This is a genomic window from Mycobacterium sp., from assembly GCF_035499775.1.
Taxonomy (GTDB): domain Bacteria; phylum Actinomycetota; class Actinomycetes; order Mycobacteriales; family Mycobacteriaceae; genus Mycobacterium.
Map to the genome: position 1 here is coordinate 1 of NZ_DATJYB010000163.1, position 15,420 is coordinate 15,420.

Here is a 15,420-nt window from a genome sequence, read left to right on the forward strand (position 1 = left end):
GCTGCGCCGACGCTTTGCGGCCGCCGGTCTGGACGTCATCATGATCGAGCACCGGGGCGTGGGCATGTCGCGCCACGACGACTCCGGCGCCGACCTGCCGCCCGAAGCGCTCACCGTGGACCAGGTCGTCGACGACGTCGCCGCGGTGCTCGACGACGCCCACGTGGACTCGGCCGTCGTCTACGGCACGTCGTACGGCACTTACATCGCGGCGGGACTCGGGGTCCGCCACCCCGGCCGGGTGCGGGCGATGATCCTCGATTCACCGCTGCTGTCGCACGACGACATCGACGACGTGCGCGACGCCATTCGCCGGCTGCTGCTCAAAGGCGACGATCCGGAAACCGCCGCGTTGGCGACGAAGGTTCGCCGGCTGGTCGACGAAGGCGTGATGACCGCGACGGGTGGGCAGGTCGCCGCACGGGCTTACGGATACGGCGGGACCAAGCTGCTCGACCGCCAACTCGATCTGCTGCTCGACGGTCGAATTATGTTGTGGAAGAGCATGATCAGGGTCGGCGATGTTCTCACCCGCAAGGCGCCGTACCGGTTTGAGGCGGACCTGGTGGACCGCATCGCGTTCCGCGAACTCGACTACGCCGCCGAACCCGACGGGCTTCCGCTCGACCCCGCCGTCGCACTGCGTGAAGTAATGCCGGTGACAGCCGCTTTCGAGGCCGAGCCCTATGACCTGGTGGCCGAGATGCCGAAATTCGGGTGGCCCACGGTGGTGATTTCCGGGAGCCGCGACCTGATCACACCGCCGGCGGTGGCTGAGCGCATTGCCTCGCTAGTGCCCAACGCGGTGCTGCTGAAGATGGAGACGATGGCGCACGGCGCACTGGACTTTCGCGAAACCGCCGCGCTGGCGGTCGCTGGCGCGGTGTGCCGAGGCGAGCTCGACGGGCTCGCCGAGCGGGCGCCGGCGCTCGACGCGCTTCCGGCACGTGCGGCGATGCGGCTGCTGTGGAAGGCTGTCGGCGTGGCCGCCCTGGCCGAACGCGCACTCCCGTTACGGCGAGCTGGGGGCACCTCTCGCCCGATCTAGCTCGGTATGAATCCGACTGACATCCAATCCACGTCGGCCAGTCCGGGCGAGCCGTAATTGGCCAAGTCGCTGCGTACCGCCCTGTTGCCCGGTGACTGGTACAGCGGCAGGCTGAAGCCTTCCTCCCAGATCATCGTGTCGACCTCGTTGGCCAGTGCACGCGCCTTGACCGGATCCAGCTCGGACAGCGTCTGATCGATCTTGGCGTCGATCTCAGGGGTGCCGATTTTGCCGGAATTGCTGCTGCCTTTGGAGGCGTAGATCTGCGGGAGCGCCGACAGCGGCAAAGAGCCACCCACCCAGCTGAATTGAACGATATCGAAGTCGCCGGGGGTCACGTACTGGCTGAAGAATCCGTTCGGAGCCTTGATATCGAGCTTCAAATTGACACCGATCTGCGCCAGGTATTGCTGGGTGACCAACGCGATCTGCTTGGCCGATGGTGCGTCGTAGACGACGTCGCGGACCACCAGCTGTTTGCCGTTCCTTTCCCGCACGGCTCCGTTGAGCTTCCAGCCCATCGCGTCCAGATCCCGGCGGGCTTGGTCGGGGTTGTAATCGGCTGGTGCGCTGTTATTTTGGTAACCCGCTTGGCCGGCGACGTAGACATGGTTGTTCAGCGGTACCGGGTGGTCGGTCAGGCCATGTTGCGCGATGTTGACGATCGCGCGACGGTCGATGCCCTTGCAGATCGCCAGCCGCAGCCGCTCGTCTTCCAAAATGGCTCCGGGCGCTCCGTTGAAGGTGAAGTGTGACCAGGTGGGGGTTGGGGCACGCCGGATAGCGACGCCGGGGGTGCGCTGGGCGGTGACCATGTCGTCAAGAGTGCCCAAACCGGCGGCGTCGATATCGTGGTTCTGCAGGGCGGGAATCGTGGCGGTGGGGTCGAGGGTCAGGAACGTGATGGACTCCAGCCGCGGTTTGCGGCCCCACCAGCGCGGGTTGCGGGTCAGCACGATTCGCTGTGCGCCGTGGTCGATCTTCGACACGACGAACGGTCCGGCCGACGGGCCGGGCGCGTCGAGCTGGGCTTTGTTGAAGACCTCCGGATCCGCTGTCATGCTGCGGGGCTGTATCCCGCCGGCGAACATCCCTTGCCATTCGGCGTAGGGCTTGTCGAAGGTAACCACTGCCTGACGATCGTCAACGCCCCTGGTCACCGACTTCACGCGATCGAACCCGGCATTGCTGGCGATCAAGAACCGGTCGTCGCGACCGCTGCACGCATCGGCCTCTGACTTGAGGTCCTCCCAGGTCATCGGGGTGCCATCGTTCCACGTTGCCTTCGGATTGATGGTGTAGGTGACGACCTGCGGGTTGGTGCCGGTCAGCTCGGCGCCGGTGAAGTAGTCGGTGTTGAGTTTGAGGCTTCCGTCGGCCTGGCTGATAAACGCGCCCGGCAGTGTCGGCGCGAGGACATCGGCGGTATCGGCCGTGTTGCCGTCGATGTTCAGCCCGTTGTAGTTGTCCGGGAACAATGCCAGTGGGAGCCGCAGGTTGCCGCCGTCGCGCAGCGTCGCGGGGTCGCGTGGGTTCACGTCGCTAGTGCTGCCGATCCGCGTTGCCTGCGCTTGCGCTAGGTCCTGATAGCCGTTCGAGCAGCCGCTGACGGTCAAGACCAGGACCAGTGCCAGCAACGCGATCCTGCGAACGATGGGCGGGTACGTCACCCGCTCGATGTTAACCGTCGGCGACATCGGCGTGCGCTCGCGGAACGGCGGCCAACAGCCGCCGCGTGTAGTCGTGCTGTGGACTGCTGAAAACCTGTTCACCGTCGCCCTGCTCGACGACCGCGCCCTTATACATCACCGCTACCCGGTGGGCCAGATGTTTGACCACCGAAAGATCGTGCGACACAAATAGATACGACAGCCCGAATTGCTGCTGTAGGTCCAGCAGCAGGTTGATGATGCCCGCCTGGATCGACACGTCCAGTGCCGACACCGGCTCGTCCAACGCCAGGATCTTCGGCTGCAGCGCCAGGGCCCGCGCGATACCGATCCGCTGCTTCTGCCCACCGGAGAACTCGGCGGGATAGCGACTGGCGGCGGCGCGATCCAGCCCGACGATCGCCAGCAGCTCGGCGACCCTCTCCTCGGATCGCGGCCGGTCGAATCCGTTGGCGGCCAACGGTTCAGCGATGACGTCGAAGACCGGGAGGCGAGGGTCCAACGAGGCAACCGGGTCCTGAAACACCACCTGCAGTTCGGTCCGAAGCCGGCGGCGCGCGGCCTTGTCGAGGGCCGAGACGTCGGTGCCGAGGATCTCGATGGAACCTGCCTGCGGGGCGGAAAGTTCCAGAATCTGGTTGAGGGTGGTCGATTTGCCCGAGCCGGATTCGCCGACGATACCCAAGGTGCGTCCCTGCTCCAGGGTGAAGCTGACGCCGTCGACCGCTCGCACCTCGCCCACCCGCCTGCGTAAGACCACGCCCTTGGTGAGCGGATAAGTCTTGGCGAGATCCGTCACCCGCAGCACCACCGGCGGTTTGCCGGCACTCTCGGTTGCCGCCGGTTGCGTTGACACGGCGAAGATTTCGGCTGCGCTGCGCCCGGCGACATCGTCGGTGCGGATGCACGCCGCCCAGTGGCCTTCGCCAACGGCAACGAGATCGGGCTCCGCCGAACGGCATTCGTCGATCGCCAGCGGGCAGCGGGGCACGAACGGGCAGACGCCCGGCGACAACGACGTCATCGTCGGCGGCGCGCCCGGAATCGGAATCAGCCGGGTCCCCTGCGGGGCATCCAGCCGCGGCACTGATCCCAACAGTCCGACGGTGTAGGGCATCCGGCGGTCGCGGTACAGATGTTCGACGCTGGCGGTCTCGACACCACGTCCGGCGTACATGACCATCGCCCGATCGGCGAACTCCGACACCACGCCCAGGTCGTGGGTGATGATCAGCACGCCGGCGCCGGTGACGTCGCGGGCCGTTCTGAGTACATCGAGGATTTGGGCCTGCACGGTGACGTCCAGCGCGGTGGTCGGCTCGTCGCAGATCAGGAGGTCGGGATCATTGGCGATGGCGATCGCGATCACCACCCGCTGGCGCTCGCCGCCGGACAGCTCGTGCGGAAAGGCTCTGGCCCGGGTCTCCGGCTGCGAGATGCCGACCAGCTCGAGCAGCTCGACCGCACGCTTGCGGGCGTCCGCACGGCGGATTTCACGGTTGTGGACCTCGATGGCTTCGGCTATCTGGTCGCCGACCGGGTAGACGGGCGTCAGCGCCGACATCGGGTCTTGAAAGATGGTGCCGATCGTCTTGCCGCGGATCCGTGACATCGCGTCGTCGTCCAGCCCGAGCAGTTCCTCGCCCTGCAAGCGCACTGATCCCGACACCTGGGCGAACTCGGGCAACAACCCGATGACGGCCATCGCGGCGGTGCTTTTGCCCGAACCGGATTCGCCGACGATGGCGACCACCTCGCCCGGATCGATGCGGTAGGACGTACCGCGCACCGCGGCCACCGAAACGTCCCCGGTCTCGAAGGTGACGTTCAGGTCCGTCACTTCCAGCAGGGCCGTCACTTGGCGCCCCGCTTCTTGCGGCGTGGTGGCCGGCTGCGGGGGTCCAGCGCGTCACGCAATCCGTCGCCGGTGAGGTTGGCGCACAACACGATCAGGACCAGGGTGGTGGCGGGGAACAGGAAGACCCACGGGAAGGTGGTGGTCGAAGGAGTGCCATCGGCGATCAGCGTCCCCAGCGACACGTCGGGTGGCTGAATACCGAATCCCAGGAAGCTCAGTCCGGTTTCGGCCAGGATCGCGGACCCGACGTTGAGCGTCGCGTCGATGATGAGGATCGAGGCCACGTTGGGCACGATGTGATGCACGATGACGCGGCGGCTGGAAACTCCCATATACCTTGCCGCACGGACGAATTCGCGCTCACGCAGGCTCATGGTCAAGCCGCGCACCATCCGCGAGCTGACCATCCAGCCGAACGCCGCGAGCAATGCGATGAGCCACAGGACGTTGTTCGACCCTCTGGTGCGGACGCTGACGATGGCGATCAGCAGGAAGCTGGGCACCACCAGCAGCAAGTCGACGAACCACATCAGGGCACGGTCGCGCCAGCCACCGAAGTAGCCGGCGATCGACCCGACGGTGGCGGCAAGGCTGGTGGAGATCAGCGCCACACTGAAACCGATCAGCATCGACTTCTGCATCCCACACAGCGTCCGGGCCAGCAGGTCCTGACCGATTGCGTTGGTGCCGAACCAGTGCTTGAACGAGGGTGGCTGCAGCAGCGCGTCATAGTCGAGATGGTTGTAGTCGTACGGGAGTAGTGGCGGCAGTGCGTAGCAGCCGACGAGTCCCACCACCAGCAGAGCCAGCGCCACGACCGCGGGCCTGTTGCGAACGAACCGTCGTGCCACCAGGTTTCGCCGCGATGTGAAGGCGGCCGGGTGGATGCCGGATTTGACTTCCTGACTGGCTTCCTGTGTCGTCATGTCACCCGTACCCTCGGGTCCAGCATCGCGTAGAAGATGTCGGACAACAGGCCGGCGAGCAGAATCACCAGCCCGGAAAACAGCGTGACCGACGCCACCACGTTGGTGTCCTGGGTGGCAATGCCCAAATACGTCCACTCGCCCATGCCGTGCCAACCGAAGATCTTCTCGACGAAGACCGCGCCGACGACCAGGCCGCTGATCCCGTACGCGAACAACGTCGCGAGCGGAATCAGCGCGGTACGCAGGCCGTGTTTGAAAAGCGCTCGCCGCCGGGTCAGGCCCTTGGCGCGCGCGGTGCGGATGAAGTCCTCGCCCAAGACGTCGAGCATCGCGTTGCGCTGGTAGCGGCTGAACCCAGCCATGCTGAGCAGGGCCAGCGTCAGCGTCGGCAACGCCAGGTGTTGCACGCGGTCGACCAGTTGGTCCCATAGGCCGTCGGGGGGGATCGGTGACGTCTCACCGGTGTACAGGAAGATCCGAACGCCAAGGAAATTGTTGACCCGCAGCGCGGCCAGGATGAGCAGGCCCGCCAGCACGAATGACGGAATGCTCAGGAGTATCAACGACAGCACGGTGATGACGCGGTCGCTCAGCCGGTACTGCCGGATGGCTCCCCAAGCCCCCAGGATGATGCCCATCAGCGTGCCCAGCACCGAGCCGGTCACCACCAGTCGCAGGCTGATTCCTATCCGGTGCCACAGTTCCTGGGAGACGGGGTGACCGGTGACCGTCTTGCCGAAGTCGCCTTGGACCACGCCGGTTGCCCATTGCGCATACCGGATGGGTATGGGCTTGTCTAAGCCCAACTCAGCCTTTTTTCGGTCGACGAGTTCCTTGGGCGGAACCGGGTGGCGTTGCACGTAGGTGTCGAGCGGACGAAACGTCACGGAGGCCAGGCAGTAGGTGAGGAACGACGCCAGCGCCAGCAGCACGATGTAGTTGGCCAGCCGGCGTGCGAGGAAACCGATCATGCCTGATCCCCCCGCGCGCGCCGCATTGGGACAGGGTATGAGATCCCGCGCCGGTCAGCGAGCATTCGTTGCTGCTCCGACGCGTCAGTGGGTCTGAACCGTTCCGATCGGTTTGATCCCGACCAGTGAAATCCGGGCTCCCGGTTGTTAAAATCCACCCCGGCATCGATCTGCGTAGCAAATTCCATTCCGTGATACCCCGAGGAGACTCGCGTGACGGTTACCGATGACTACCTGGCCAATAACGCCCGATACGCGAGCAGCTTCAGCGGGCCCCTGCCGTTGCCGCCGAGCAAACACGTCGCGGTGGTCGCTTGCATGGACGCCCGGCTCGATGTCTACCGCATCCTGGGCCTCAACGACGGCGAAGCCCATGTCATCCGGAACGCCGGCGGGGTCGTCACCGACGACGCCATCCGCTCGCTGGCCATCAGCCAGCGGTTGCTGGGAACCCAGGAGATCATCCTGATCCACCACACCGACTGCGGGATGCTCACCTTCGCCGACGACGACTTCAAGCGCTCCATCCAGGACGAGATCGGGGTCAAACCGCCGTGGGCGGCCGAGGCGTTTCCGGATCTGGCAGACGATGTCCGGCAGTCGCTGCGCCGTATCGAGAACAGCCCGTTCGTCACCAAGCACGTGTCGTTGCGCGGGTTCGTCTTCGACGTCGCCTCCGGCAAGCTCGAAGAAGTCAGCGCCGAGAAGACGTAAAAGCACCGGCACGCCCGGCGTGCCGGGTGCTTTTATGTTTGCTCACCCCACCTTGTAGGTGGCCAGCGCCTTGGCGATCAGCGCTCCCGAAGGGTCGACGATCTCGGCCTCGCAGTTGACCAGCGATCGGCCCCGCCGCAGCACCCGGCCCACCCCGATCACGTCGGTGGCCCGCGCCGGCGCCATGAAGTCGAGTGTCATCGACACCGTCACGCCCCGCAGTTCAGCGGGCGCCTCCCCACCGCACCAGGCGGCCGCCATCACGGTGACGTCGGCGAGGGTGGCGATGGCGCCGCCGTGGACCATGTCGCCGACGGTGGTGTTGGAAGGATCCCACGGCAGTCGCAGCCTGACCTCGTCGTCGCTGAGTTGGTCCGCGACGATCCCCAGCTTGGCGACAAACGGCGATTGTGGCAGGAACTGCGCGATCACGTCGCGGCCGCTGGGGTTTGGCATCCGTTCATGCTTTCGCACTGCCGCGCACCCGGGGAAGACCGCGCGACGCGCGTGTCCTAAACCGAGGGTTCCCTGACGTGCTCGCCAACACCAACTCGTTGACACTCGCGGACCGGGCTGGTTCTATATAGGGCAATGCCCATAAATATGGTCAGTTCTACCGGAATTATCAAGAATGCTTGACGAGGGGTTCAATGACCGTCGACGCGAAGGCCGTCCCAGCGGCCGGACAGTATGAACTGAGCCATCTGCGCTCGCTGGAGGCAGAGGCGATCCACATCATCAGAGAGGTCGCGGCCGAGTTCGAGCGGCCGGTGCTGCTGTTCTCCGGCGGCAAGGACTCCATCGTCATGCTGCACTTGGCGCTCAAGGCTTTTCGCCCCGGGCGACTGCCGTTCCCGGTGATGCACGTCGACACCGGCCACAACTTCGACGAGGTCATCGCGACCCGGGACGAGCTGGTCGAACAGGCCGGGGTGCGGCTGGTGGTTGCTTCGGTGCAGGAAGACATCGACGCCGGGCGCGTGGTCGAAACCATCCCGTCGCGAAATCCGATCCAGACGGTGACGCTGCTGCGCGCCATCCGGGAGAACAAGTTCGACGCGGCGTTCGGCGGGGCGCGACGCGACGAGGAGAAGGCGCGCGCCAAGGAACGGGTGTTCAGCTTCCGCGACGAGTTCGGCCAGTGGGACCCCAAGGCGCAACGCCCCGAGCTGTGGAACATCTACAACGGGCGGCACCACAAGGGCGAACACATCCGGGTCTTCCCGCTGTCCAACTGGACCGAGTTCGACATCTGGTCCTACATCGGCGCCGAGAAGATCACGTTGCCGTCGATCTACTTCGCCCACCGCCGCAAGGTGTTCAGCCGCGACGGCATGTTGCTGGCGGTACACCGTCACATGCAGCCACGCGCCGACGAGCGGGTGTTCGAGGCAACCGTCCGGTTCCGCACGGTGGGCGATGTCACCTGTACCGGCTGTGTGGAATCGGCGGCGGGGACCGTGTCCGAGGTCATCGCCGAGACAGCCGTGGCCCGGCTCACCGAGCGCGGCGCGACCCGGGCCGACGACCGGATCTCGGAGGCTGGGATGGAAGACCGCAAGCGACAGGGGTACTTCTGATGGCCACCACCGCGACATTGCTTCGCCTCGCCACCGCCGGCTCGGTCGACGACGGCAAGTCGACGCTGATCGGTCGCCTGCTCTACGACTCCAAGGCTGTGATGGAAGACCAGTGGGCGGCCGTCGAACAATCCTCGAAAGACCGCGGCCACGACTACACCGACCTGGCGCTGGTCACCGACGGTCTGCGAGCCGAGCGTGAACAAGGCATCACGATCGACGTGGCCTACCGCTACTTCGCCACTCCCAAGCGGAAATTCATCATCGCCGACACCCCGGGACACATCCAGTACACCCGCAACATGGTGACCGGCGCGTCCACCGCTCAGCTGGTGATCGTGCTCGTCGATGCCCGGCACGGCCTGCTGGAGCAGTCCCGCCGGCATGCGTTCCTGGCGTCGCTGTTGGGCATTCGCCACATTGTGCTCGCGGTCAACAAGATGGACCTGATCGATTGGGACAGAGAGAAATTCGAGTTGATCCGCGACGAGTTCTATTCCTTTGCCGCCCGCCTCGAAGTGCACGACGTGGCCACCATCCCGATCTCGGCGCTGCACGGCGATAACGTGGTGACCAAGTCGGAGAACACGCCGTGGTACGAGGGCCCCGCGTTGCTGTCGCATCTCGAAGAGGTCTACATCGGCGGCGACCGCAACCTGGTCGACGTGCGGTTCCCGGTGCAGTACGTCATCCGCCCGCAAACGCACGAGCATCATGATCACCGCAGCTATGCCGGCACCGTGGCCGGTGGAGTGATGCGCCCGGGCGACGAAGTGGTCGTGTTGCCGATCGGCAAGACCACCAGTATCACGGCGATCGACGGACCGAACGGTCCAGTGGCAGAAGCGTTTCCACCGATGGCCGTGTCGATCGGCCTCGCCGACGATATCGACGTCTCGCGCGGGGACATGATCGCCCGCACCAACAACCAGCCCAGGGTCGTCCAGGACTTCGACGCGACCGTGTGCTGGATGGCTGACGGCGCTGCTCTGGAGGCCGGCCGCGAGTACGTCATCAAGCACACCACCCGGACCACCCGCGCCCGGATCACGGGGCTGGACTACCGGCTCGATGTCAACACCCTGCACCGCGACAAGACGGCAACGGCCCTGAAGCTCAACGAACTTGGCCGCGTTTCGCTGCGCACCCAGGTACCCCTGCTGCTCGACGGGTATACCCGGAATGCCAGCACCGGCTCGTTCATCCTCATCGATCCCGACACCAACGGAACCGTGGCGGCGGGCATGGTGCTTCGCGGTGTCTCGCCGTATGCGGCGAGCCCGAACACCGTGCGACACAAGTCATTGGTCACCGCGGAAGACCGGGCGACCAGGGGCGGGACGGTGTGGTTCACCGGATTGTCGGGCTCCGGAAAGTCCTCGGTGGCCATGCTGGTCGAACAGAAGTTGCTCGAAAAGGGCGTTCCCGCTTACGTTCTCGACGGCGACAACCTGCGGCACGGTCTGAACGCGGACCTGGGCTTCAGCATGGCCGACCGGGCGGAGAACCTGCGGCGGCTGGCGCACGTGGCGACGCTGCTGGCCGATTCCGGCCAAATCGTGCTGGTGCCCGCGATCAGCCCGCTGGCCGAGCACCGTGCACTGGCCCGCAAAGTGCACACCGACGCCGGATTCGACTTCCTCGAAGTGTTCTGCGACACCCCGCTCGCAGACTGTGAACGGCGTGATCCCAAGGGGCTGTACGCCAAAGCGCGTGCGGGTGAGATCACGCACTTCACCGGAATCGACAGCCCCTATCAGCGGCCGAAGCAGCCGGATCTGCGGCTCACCCCGGACCACACACTCGACGAGCTGGCACAGCTGGTCATAGATCTGCTCGAGTCACGAGGTTGAGCGACCACGAGCTGGCCGGGCGGCTGGCAACCCAAGCCGGAGAGCTGCTCCTCGCGGTGCGCGATGAGCTGGCCGATGCTCCCCAGTCTGAGCGAAAAGCTGCGGGGGACAAGCGGTCACACGACTTCTTGATGGCGGCGCTGGCGGAGTCCCGGCCCGCCGACGCGGTGCTGTCCGAGGAAGGTGCCGACAACCCGGTGCGATTGCGCTCCGAGCGGGTGTGGATCGTCGACCCGCTGGACGGCACCCGTGAATTCTCCGAGCTCGGCCGCCCGGATTGGGCCGTACATGTGGCGCTGTGGCAATCCGGTGAACTCGTCGCCGGCGCGGTAGCCCTTCCGGCACAGGGCATTACGCTGGCGACGCCCGACGTCGCCGAACCGCCCGCCGATCCGGGCTCGCCCCGCATCGTGGTGTCCCGCACCCGCCCGCCGGCGATCGCGCTGCAGGTGTGCGAGCGTCTTGGCGGCACCCTGGTCGAGATGGGGTCGGCAGGGGCCAAGGTCGCCGCGGTCATCCAGGGGCTGGCCGACGTATATGTGCACGCCGGCGGTCAGTACGAATGGGATTCCGCGGCGCCGGTCGCGGTCGCGCGCGCCGCCGGCCTGCACACGTCGCGCCTGGACGGCTCGGCGTTGCGGTACAACCGGCCCGACCCGCTGCTGCCCGACCTGGTGGTGTGCCGGCCGGAGTACGCCGACGCGGTGCTGAGTGTGAGCGCCTGACTGGCAGAATCCACAGCATGCGGATGTCGGCCAAGGCGGAATACGCGGTGCGGGCGATGGTCCAGCTGGCCGCGGGACCCAGCGGCACACTGGTCAAGACCGAGGACTTGGCTCAGGCGCAGGGCATACCCGCGCAGTTTCTCGTCGACATCCTCACCAACCTGCGCACCGACCGCTTGGTGCGAAGCCATCGCGGTCGTGAGGGCGGTTACGAACTGGCGCGTCCGGGAAACGAGATCAGCATCGCCGACGTGCTGCGGTGCATCGATGGACCGCTGGCCAGCGTCCGCGACATCGGACTCGGCGACCTGCCCTACTCCGGCCCGACCACCGCGCTGACCGACGTGTGGCGGGCCCTGCGCGCCAGCATGAGGTCGGTGCTGGAAGAGACGACGTTGGCCGACGTCGCCGCCGGCGCCCTGCCTGAGCACGTCGCCCGGCTCGCCGACGACTACCGCGGTCAGGAGAGTGTGCGGCACGGGTCACCGCGCGACGGCGACTGAAGCGCCAGTCAGCCGCCTGAGCCGTAGGGCCGGGTGAGGATCTCCATCGAATGCCCGGACGGATCCGGGAAGTACACGCCGCGACCGTTGTCCCGATGGTTGATCTCGCCGGGCCGTTGGGCGCCCGGGTCCGCCCAGTGCTGCAGGCCGCGCGACTGGATCTTGCCGTAGATGGCGTCGAAGTCTTCGTCGGAAACGAGAAACGCGTAGTGCTGACGGGGGATCTCTTCGCCTTCGGGAACATCCGCGTAATCGAGACTCGCGCCGTGTTCGAGGGCGACAACCAAAAACGGGCCGAACGGCGTCGGGCGGGGCAGGCCGAACAGCTCGGCGAGAAACCCCGCGGCCTCACGCTTGTCGTGTGACCGGACGATGGTGTGGTTGAAACTGATGGGCATGGCTCCCCTTCCTCTCACCCGCGAGCGTGCGCAGATGTACAGCGACACGCCGCGCGGGCCGTCATTTTGCGCACGCTCGCGCGGCGCTACTTCGGCGCGGTCAGCTCCAAAGCGATGTTGTCGGGATCGCGGAACTCCAGGATGAATGACGGGCCGATGTCTTTGACCGGCTCGTGCCCAATCCCGAGCTCGTCGAGATGCGCAGCCGCGGAATCCAATTCGGCCCTGCTGACCACCCGGAACGCGATGTGGTCCAGGCCGGTGCGATCCTCGTCGAAGCGGTCCTCGGCGACCGGCCGCAGCCCGAGCAGGGTGCCACCGAGGTCGTAGACGACGCCGCCGTACAGGAAGTCCAACTGGCGCCGCATCGCCTCGTTGGCGTTCTCGGGAACCTCGATCAACACCGGCCAGCCGAACACGCTCTCGTAGAACTGCCGGGACCGCTCGATGTCGGTGACCGTGAGGCGAACGTGTGCGATGGAAGTGCTGGAAAAGCCCATCAATCCATGCTGCCAGAATCACACTGTGCGGATAGCAATGACCATGCCGGTGATGGAGCCGGACCTGGATGCGGCGCTGCTGGAGAACTGGGCGCGGGTGATCGACGAGGGCCCGTTCTCGTCGCTGTGCTGGGGCGAGCGCATCGCATTCGACAACCCCGACAACCTGACGCTGCTCGGCGCGTTGGCCGCCTGGACCGATCGGGTCCGGCTGATGACGACGGTGATCGTGCCGCAGTTGCACGACCCGGTGCTGCTGGCGAAAGGGCTGGCGACGGGCGACATGCTGTGTGGCGGCCGACTGGCCGTGGGCCTCGGGGTGGGCGGCCGACACGAGGACTACCACGCCGTGGGTGCCGATCCCGCGACGCAGACGATACGCGGCATGGCCGAACGGGTGGCGGTGATGAAGCGCGTGTGGGCCGGCGAGAAGATCACCGACTCGGTGGTGCCGGTCGGGCCGCCGCCGGTTCAGCCGGGTGGCCCGCCGCTGTTCGTCGGCGCTATCGGCCCCAAGACCGTCCGCAGCGCCGCGGCGTGGGCCGACGGCCTGGCCGGCACCACCCTGGACCTCGACGTCGCCAAGCAGAACGAGCTGTTCGACGTGGCGCGGGCGGCGTGGGCGCAGGCCGGCAAGCCCAAGCCTCACCTGGCCACGTCGTTCTGGTTCGCATTCGGCTCGCCCGAGCAGGCTCGCGCCCAGGTGCATCGTCATCTGCGGCGCTACATGAACTGGATACCGGCCGAGTACGTCGACGCGATGGCGCCGATGACCGGTTGGGCCGGCAGCGAAGAGGAACTGGTCGCGGTGCTGCGCAAATTCGAGGCGATCGGCACCGACGAGGTTCAGCTCATCCCGACCAGCAGCGACATTGAGCAATTGCGCCGCGCCGCCGAGGTGGCCGCCGAGTTCTAAGCCGAAACCTCGACGCCGGTCGCGGACTGCTCGGGAGGCTGCCCCTTGAGCAGCGTCGCCAACAGCTCGCGGTACGGGCCCACCAGGTAGACGGTGTCGTCGGCTCGGAGCCGGGCGTCGCGACGTGGGCGTAGCCGGACCGGCTCGTCGGGCCGGGTGATCGCGATGACGCGCGTCTGGGTGGACAGTTCGATCATCGTCAGCCCGTCGAGTTCACTGCCGGCGGCGACATGCATTCCGCCGACCATGAAGGAGCGCTGTCCAACCGAGAACGTGCCCAGCACCTGCAGGCCCATGGCGGCGCCGATGTACCACGGCGCGGCGAGTTCGATCGTCGAACGGACGTTTTCGAAGCCGAACCGCTGCGCGACCGCCGCGCCCAGCCTGCGGTCGTAAACGCGCAGCACAAGCGGGACGTCGGGCCTTATGACCTTGGGCAGTACGCGGGGCCCCAGCATTTCGCGCAGCACGATTCCGGTCTCGATGTTGACGATGTCGTCCTGGGTCAGCACCGCCACCGCGCGCGCGTGGTCGATGCGGGCCGATTCCAGCGTCTGGCGCATCGTCGCATCCCCGAAGATCACCGGCACTTCGAGTTCGGCCGCCAACGACAGGTAGCGGTTGTTCTCGTCTTGCTCGATCACCGCCACGTCGTATCCGGCGGCGGTCAGGTCGCTGACGACGCGGATGCCGAACGAGCCCAACCCGACGACGATGATGTGGTTGCGCAGATGGCGCGCCCGCCGGCGCCCGGCCGAGTGCGCGAAGCGGCGCGACAGCAGCAGGTCGGCGACGAACGCGACCAGGACCGCGGTGGTGGTCACCCCGGCGAACATCAGCATGACGCTGAACAGCCGCAGCCAGGTCGGCTGGTGCATGAAGCTGAAGTCGCCGTAGCCCACCGTGGCGATCGTCTCGGTGCTGAAGTACAGCGCGTCGATCCACCCCATCCCCGGCATCCGGTAGGTGAAGCGCAGCAGCATCGTCGAGCCGAGCAGCAGCAGAAGTGCGGCTGAGAGCGCACGCACAAACATCGGGTTGACGTCGTTGCGCACGGCTCGGATGGAGTCGAGTGCTCGCCGCAGCCGAGGTCGGCGGGTGCGTGTCGCGGTTCGACGGGGGAGCCTGAAGCCGCGGGCGGCCAACTCGTCGGCAGTGCCGATCATCGCGGTCCAGTCACCGGCAGTGACCTGCAGATCTCGTCCCGGGCAGGTCACGATCCCGCCTGGGGTCGAGGAGTTCTTGCCCTGGATCACCGCCACCGGTGCCAGGTCGCCGTAGATCGCGCGCAGCGTCGCATCCCGCGGTGCCTCGGACCACGCCACGACGAAGTGGATGCCGGCGGCCTCGAACGGGTGGATGTTGTGCGCCAGGCATGCCTCGACCACTGATGGCGCCGTCAGGTCGGCGACGTCCAGGATCGCGCCGTGGCCGTTGTCGGCGGCCACCGCCTCGCGCAGCACGTCGTTGGCCAGCCGAGCCACCACACGCACCGTTGGGTTGATTTCTCTTGCCAATAACGCGATTTCGAGATTTATCGCGTCGTTTGGCCCGGCGCAGACGACGGCCAGCGCGTGGTCGACGCCGACGCGACCAAGCTCGGCGGCGGTGGCGATCTTGACAATCTGTGCACCGGCGCTGCTCAGCTCTTCGACGATCGTTGTCGTCAGCTTGTCGTCGCCGCTGACGATGATGTGACCGTGCATGCTCATGCCCTTCAGGCTAGGGCGAGCAGACGCAAAAGCCCCTTAAGGG

Annotated in this window: 14 protein-coding genes and 1 pseudogene; 7 read left to right on the forward strand and 8 right to left on the reverse strand. The window is 66.3% G+C overall.

Annotation, left to right across the window (positions count from 1 at the left end; genetic code table 11):
• A partial coding sequence (locus tag VML93_RS10905) for an alpha/beta hydrolase (RefSeq protein ID WP_325610447.1) occupies positions 1-1,048 on the forward strand: 1,048 nt, incomplete at its 5' end.
• Here the strand turns inward: VML93_RS10905 and VML93_RS10910 are convergent.
• Genes VML93_RS10910 through VML93_RS10925 form a run of 4 tightly spaced genes read right to left on the reverse strand, consistent with a single transcriptional unit; the run spans position 1,045 to position 6,476 of the window.
• On the reverse strand, positions 1,045-2,745 hold the full coding sequence (locus VML93_RS10910) for an ABC transporter family substrate-binding protein (protein ID WP_414686332.1): 1,701 nt from the start codon (positions 2,743-2,745) through the stop codon (positions 1,045-1,047). The two genes, VML93_RS10905 and VML93_RS10910, sit on opposite strands and share 4 nt — an antisense overlap.
• Entirely contained in the window at positions 2,729-4,576 is a 1,848-nt protein-coding gene (locus VML93_RS10915; protein ID WP_325610451.1) for an ABC transporter ATP-binding protein, read from the reverse strand. Before VML93_RS10915 ends, VML93_RS10910 begins: the two co-directional genes overlap by 17 nt.
• Complete coding sequence (locus VML93_RS10920) at positions 4,573-5,502, reverse strand: ABC transporter permease (RefSeq protein WP_325610452.1); 930 nt, start codon at positions 5,500-5,502, stop codon at positions 4,573-4,575. Before VML93_RS10920 ends, VML93_RS10915 begins: the two co-directional genes overlap by 4 nt.
• On the reverse strand, positions 5,499-6,476 hold the full coding sequence (locus VML93_RS10925; protein ID WP_325610454.1) for an ABC transporter permease: 978 nt from the start codon (positions 6,474-6,476) through the stop codon (positions 5,499-5,501). The genes VML93_RS10920 and VML93_RS10925 overlap by 4 nt, the downstream gene beginning before the upstream one ends.
• 213 nt (positions 6,477-6,689) lie before the next feature.
• On the opposite strand from VML93_RS10925, the gene VML93_RS10930 reads away from it, so the two are divergent.
• Entirely contained in the window at positions 6,690-7,190 is a 501-nt protein-coding gene (locus tag VML93_RS10930; protein ID WP_325610456.1) for a carbonic anhydrase, read from the forward strand.
• A 42-nt stretch (positions 7,191-7,232) separates the two neighbouring features.
• Here VML93_RS10930 and VML93_RS10935 read toward each other — a convergent pair whose 3' ends face one another.
• Positions 7,233-7,622 carry a PaaI family thioesterase gene (locus VML93_RS10935; protein ID WP_325610486.1) on the reverse strand — a complete coding sequence of 130 codons (390 nt, stop codon included), beginning with the start codon at positions 7,620-7,622 and terminating at the stop codon, positions 7,233-7,235.
• Between the two features lie 159 nt (positions 7,623-7,781).
• On the opposite strand from VML93_RS10935, the pseudogene cysD reads away from it, so the two are divergent.
• The 4 genes and pseudogenes from cysD to VML93_RS10955 all read left to right on the forward strand — a co-directional run bounded on the left by cysD (position 7,782) and on the right by VML93_RS10955 (position 11,851).
• Positions 7,782-8,770, forward strand: a pseudogene (gene cysD / locus VML93_RS10940) (sulfate adenylyltransferase subunit CysD).
• Complete coding sequence (gene cysC, locus VML93_RS10945) at positions 8,770-10,623, forward strand: adenylyl-sulfate kinase (protein ID WP_325610458.1); 1,854 nt, start codon at positions 8,770-8,772, stop codon at positions 10,621-10,623. Before cysD ends, cysC begins: the two are co-directional and overlap by 1 nt.
• Complete coding sequence (locus VML93_RS10950) at positions 10,620-11,348, forward strand: 3'(2'),5'-bisphosphate nucleotidase CysQ (protein ID WP_325610459.1); 729 nt, start codon at positions 10,620-10,622, stop codon at positions 11,346-11,348. Before cysC ends, VML93_RS10950 begins: the two co-directional genes overlap by 4 nt.
• Before the next feature lie 17 nt (positions 11,349-11,365).
• Complete coding sequence (locus tag VML93_RS10955) at positions 11,366-11,851, forward strand: RrF2 family transcriptional regulator (protein WP_325610461.1); 486 nt, start codon at positions 11,366-11,368, stop codon at positions 11,849-11,851.
• A gap of 8 nt (positions 11,852-11,859) precedes the next feature.
• Here the strand turns inward: VML93_RS10955 and VML93_RS10960 are convergent, their stop codons facing one another.
• A complete protein-coding gene (locus VML93_RS10960; RefSeq protein ID WP_325610462.1) occupies positions 11,860-12,249 on the reverse strand; it encodes a VOC family protein in 390 nt (129 codons plus the stop codon).
• Between the two features lie 86 nt (positions 12,250-12,335).
• Positions 12,336-12,749 carry a VOC family protein gene (locus VML93_RS10965; RefSeq protein WP_325610463.1) on the reverse strand — a complete coding sequence of 138 codons (414 nt, stop codon included), beginning with the start codon at positions 12,747-12,749 and terminating at the stop codon, positions 12,336-12,338.
• Positions 12,750-12,786: 37 nt separating this feature from the next.
• Here VML93_RS10965 and VML93_RS10970 point away from each other — a divergent pair, with 37 nt between their 5' ends.
• Positions 12,787-13,665, forward strand: a complete 879-nt coding sequence (locus VML93_RS10970) for an LLM class flavin-dependent oxidoreductase (RefSeq protein WP_325610488.1) — start codon at positions 12,787-12,789, stop codon at positions 13,663-13,665.
• On the opposite strand, the gene VML93_RS10975 is transcribed toward VML93_RS10970, so the two are convergent.
• Complete coding sequence (locus tag VML93_RS10975) at positions 13,662-15,377, reverse strand: NAD-binding protein (protein WP_325610465.1); 1,716 nt, start codon at positions 15,375-15,377, stop codon at positions 13,662-13,664. The genes VML93_RS10970 and VML93_RS10975 overlap by 4 nt on opposite strands.
• Between the last annotated feature and the right edge of the window lie 43 nt (positions 15,378-15,420).

Excerpts from the sequence above, each read along its gene's own strand:
- VML93_RS10910 (WP_414686332.1), bottom strand. The coding sequence starts at position 2,745 with ATGTCGCCGACGGTTAACATCGAGCGGGTGACGTACCCGCCCATCGTT.
- VML93_RS10920 (WP_325610452.1), bottom strand. The coding sequence starts at position 5,502 with ATGACGACACAGGAAGCCAGTCAGGAAGTCAAATCCGGCATCCACCCG.
- VML93_RS10925 (WP_325610454.1), bottom strand. The coding sequence starts at position 6,476 with ATGATCGGTTTCCTCGCACGCCGGCTGGCCAACTACATCGTGCTGCTG.
- cysC (WP_325610458.1), top strand. The coding sequence starts at position 8,770 with ATGGCCACCACCGCGACATTGCTTCGCCTCGCCACCGCCGGCTCGGTC.
- VML93_RS10955 (WP_325610461.1), top strand. The coding sequence starts at position 11,366 with ATGCGGATGTCGGCCAAGGCGGAATACGCGGTGCGGGCGATGGTCCAG.
- VML93_RS10960 (WP_325610462.1), bottom strand. The coding sequence starts at position 12,249 with ATGCCCATCAGTTTCAACCACACCATCGTCCGGTCACACGACAAGCGT.
- VML93_RS10965 (WP_325610463.1), bottom strand. The coding sequence starts at position 12,749 with ATGGGCTTTTCCAGCACTTCCATCGCACACGTTCGCCTCACGGTCACC.
- VML93_RS10970 (WP_325610488.1), top strand. The coding sequence starts at position 12,787 with ATGACCATGCCGGTGATGGAGCCGGACCTGGATGCGGCGCTGCTGGAG.
- VML93_RS10975 (WP_325610465.1), bottom strand. The coding sequence starts at position 15,377 with ATGAGCATGCACGGTCACATCATCGTCAGCGGCGACGACAAGCTGACG.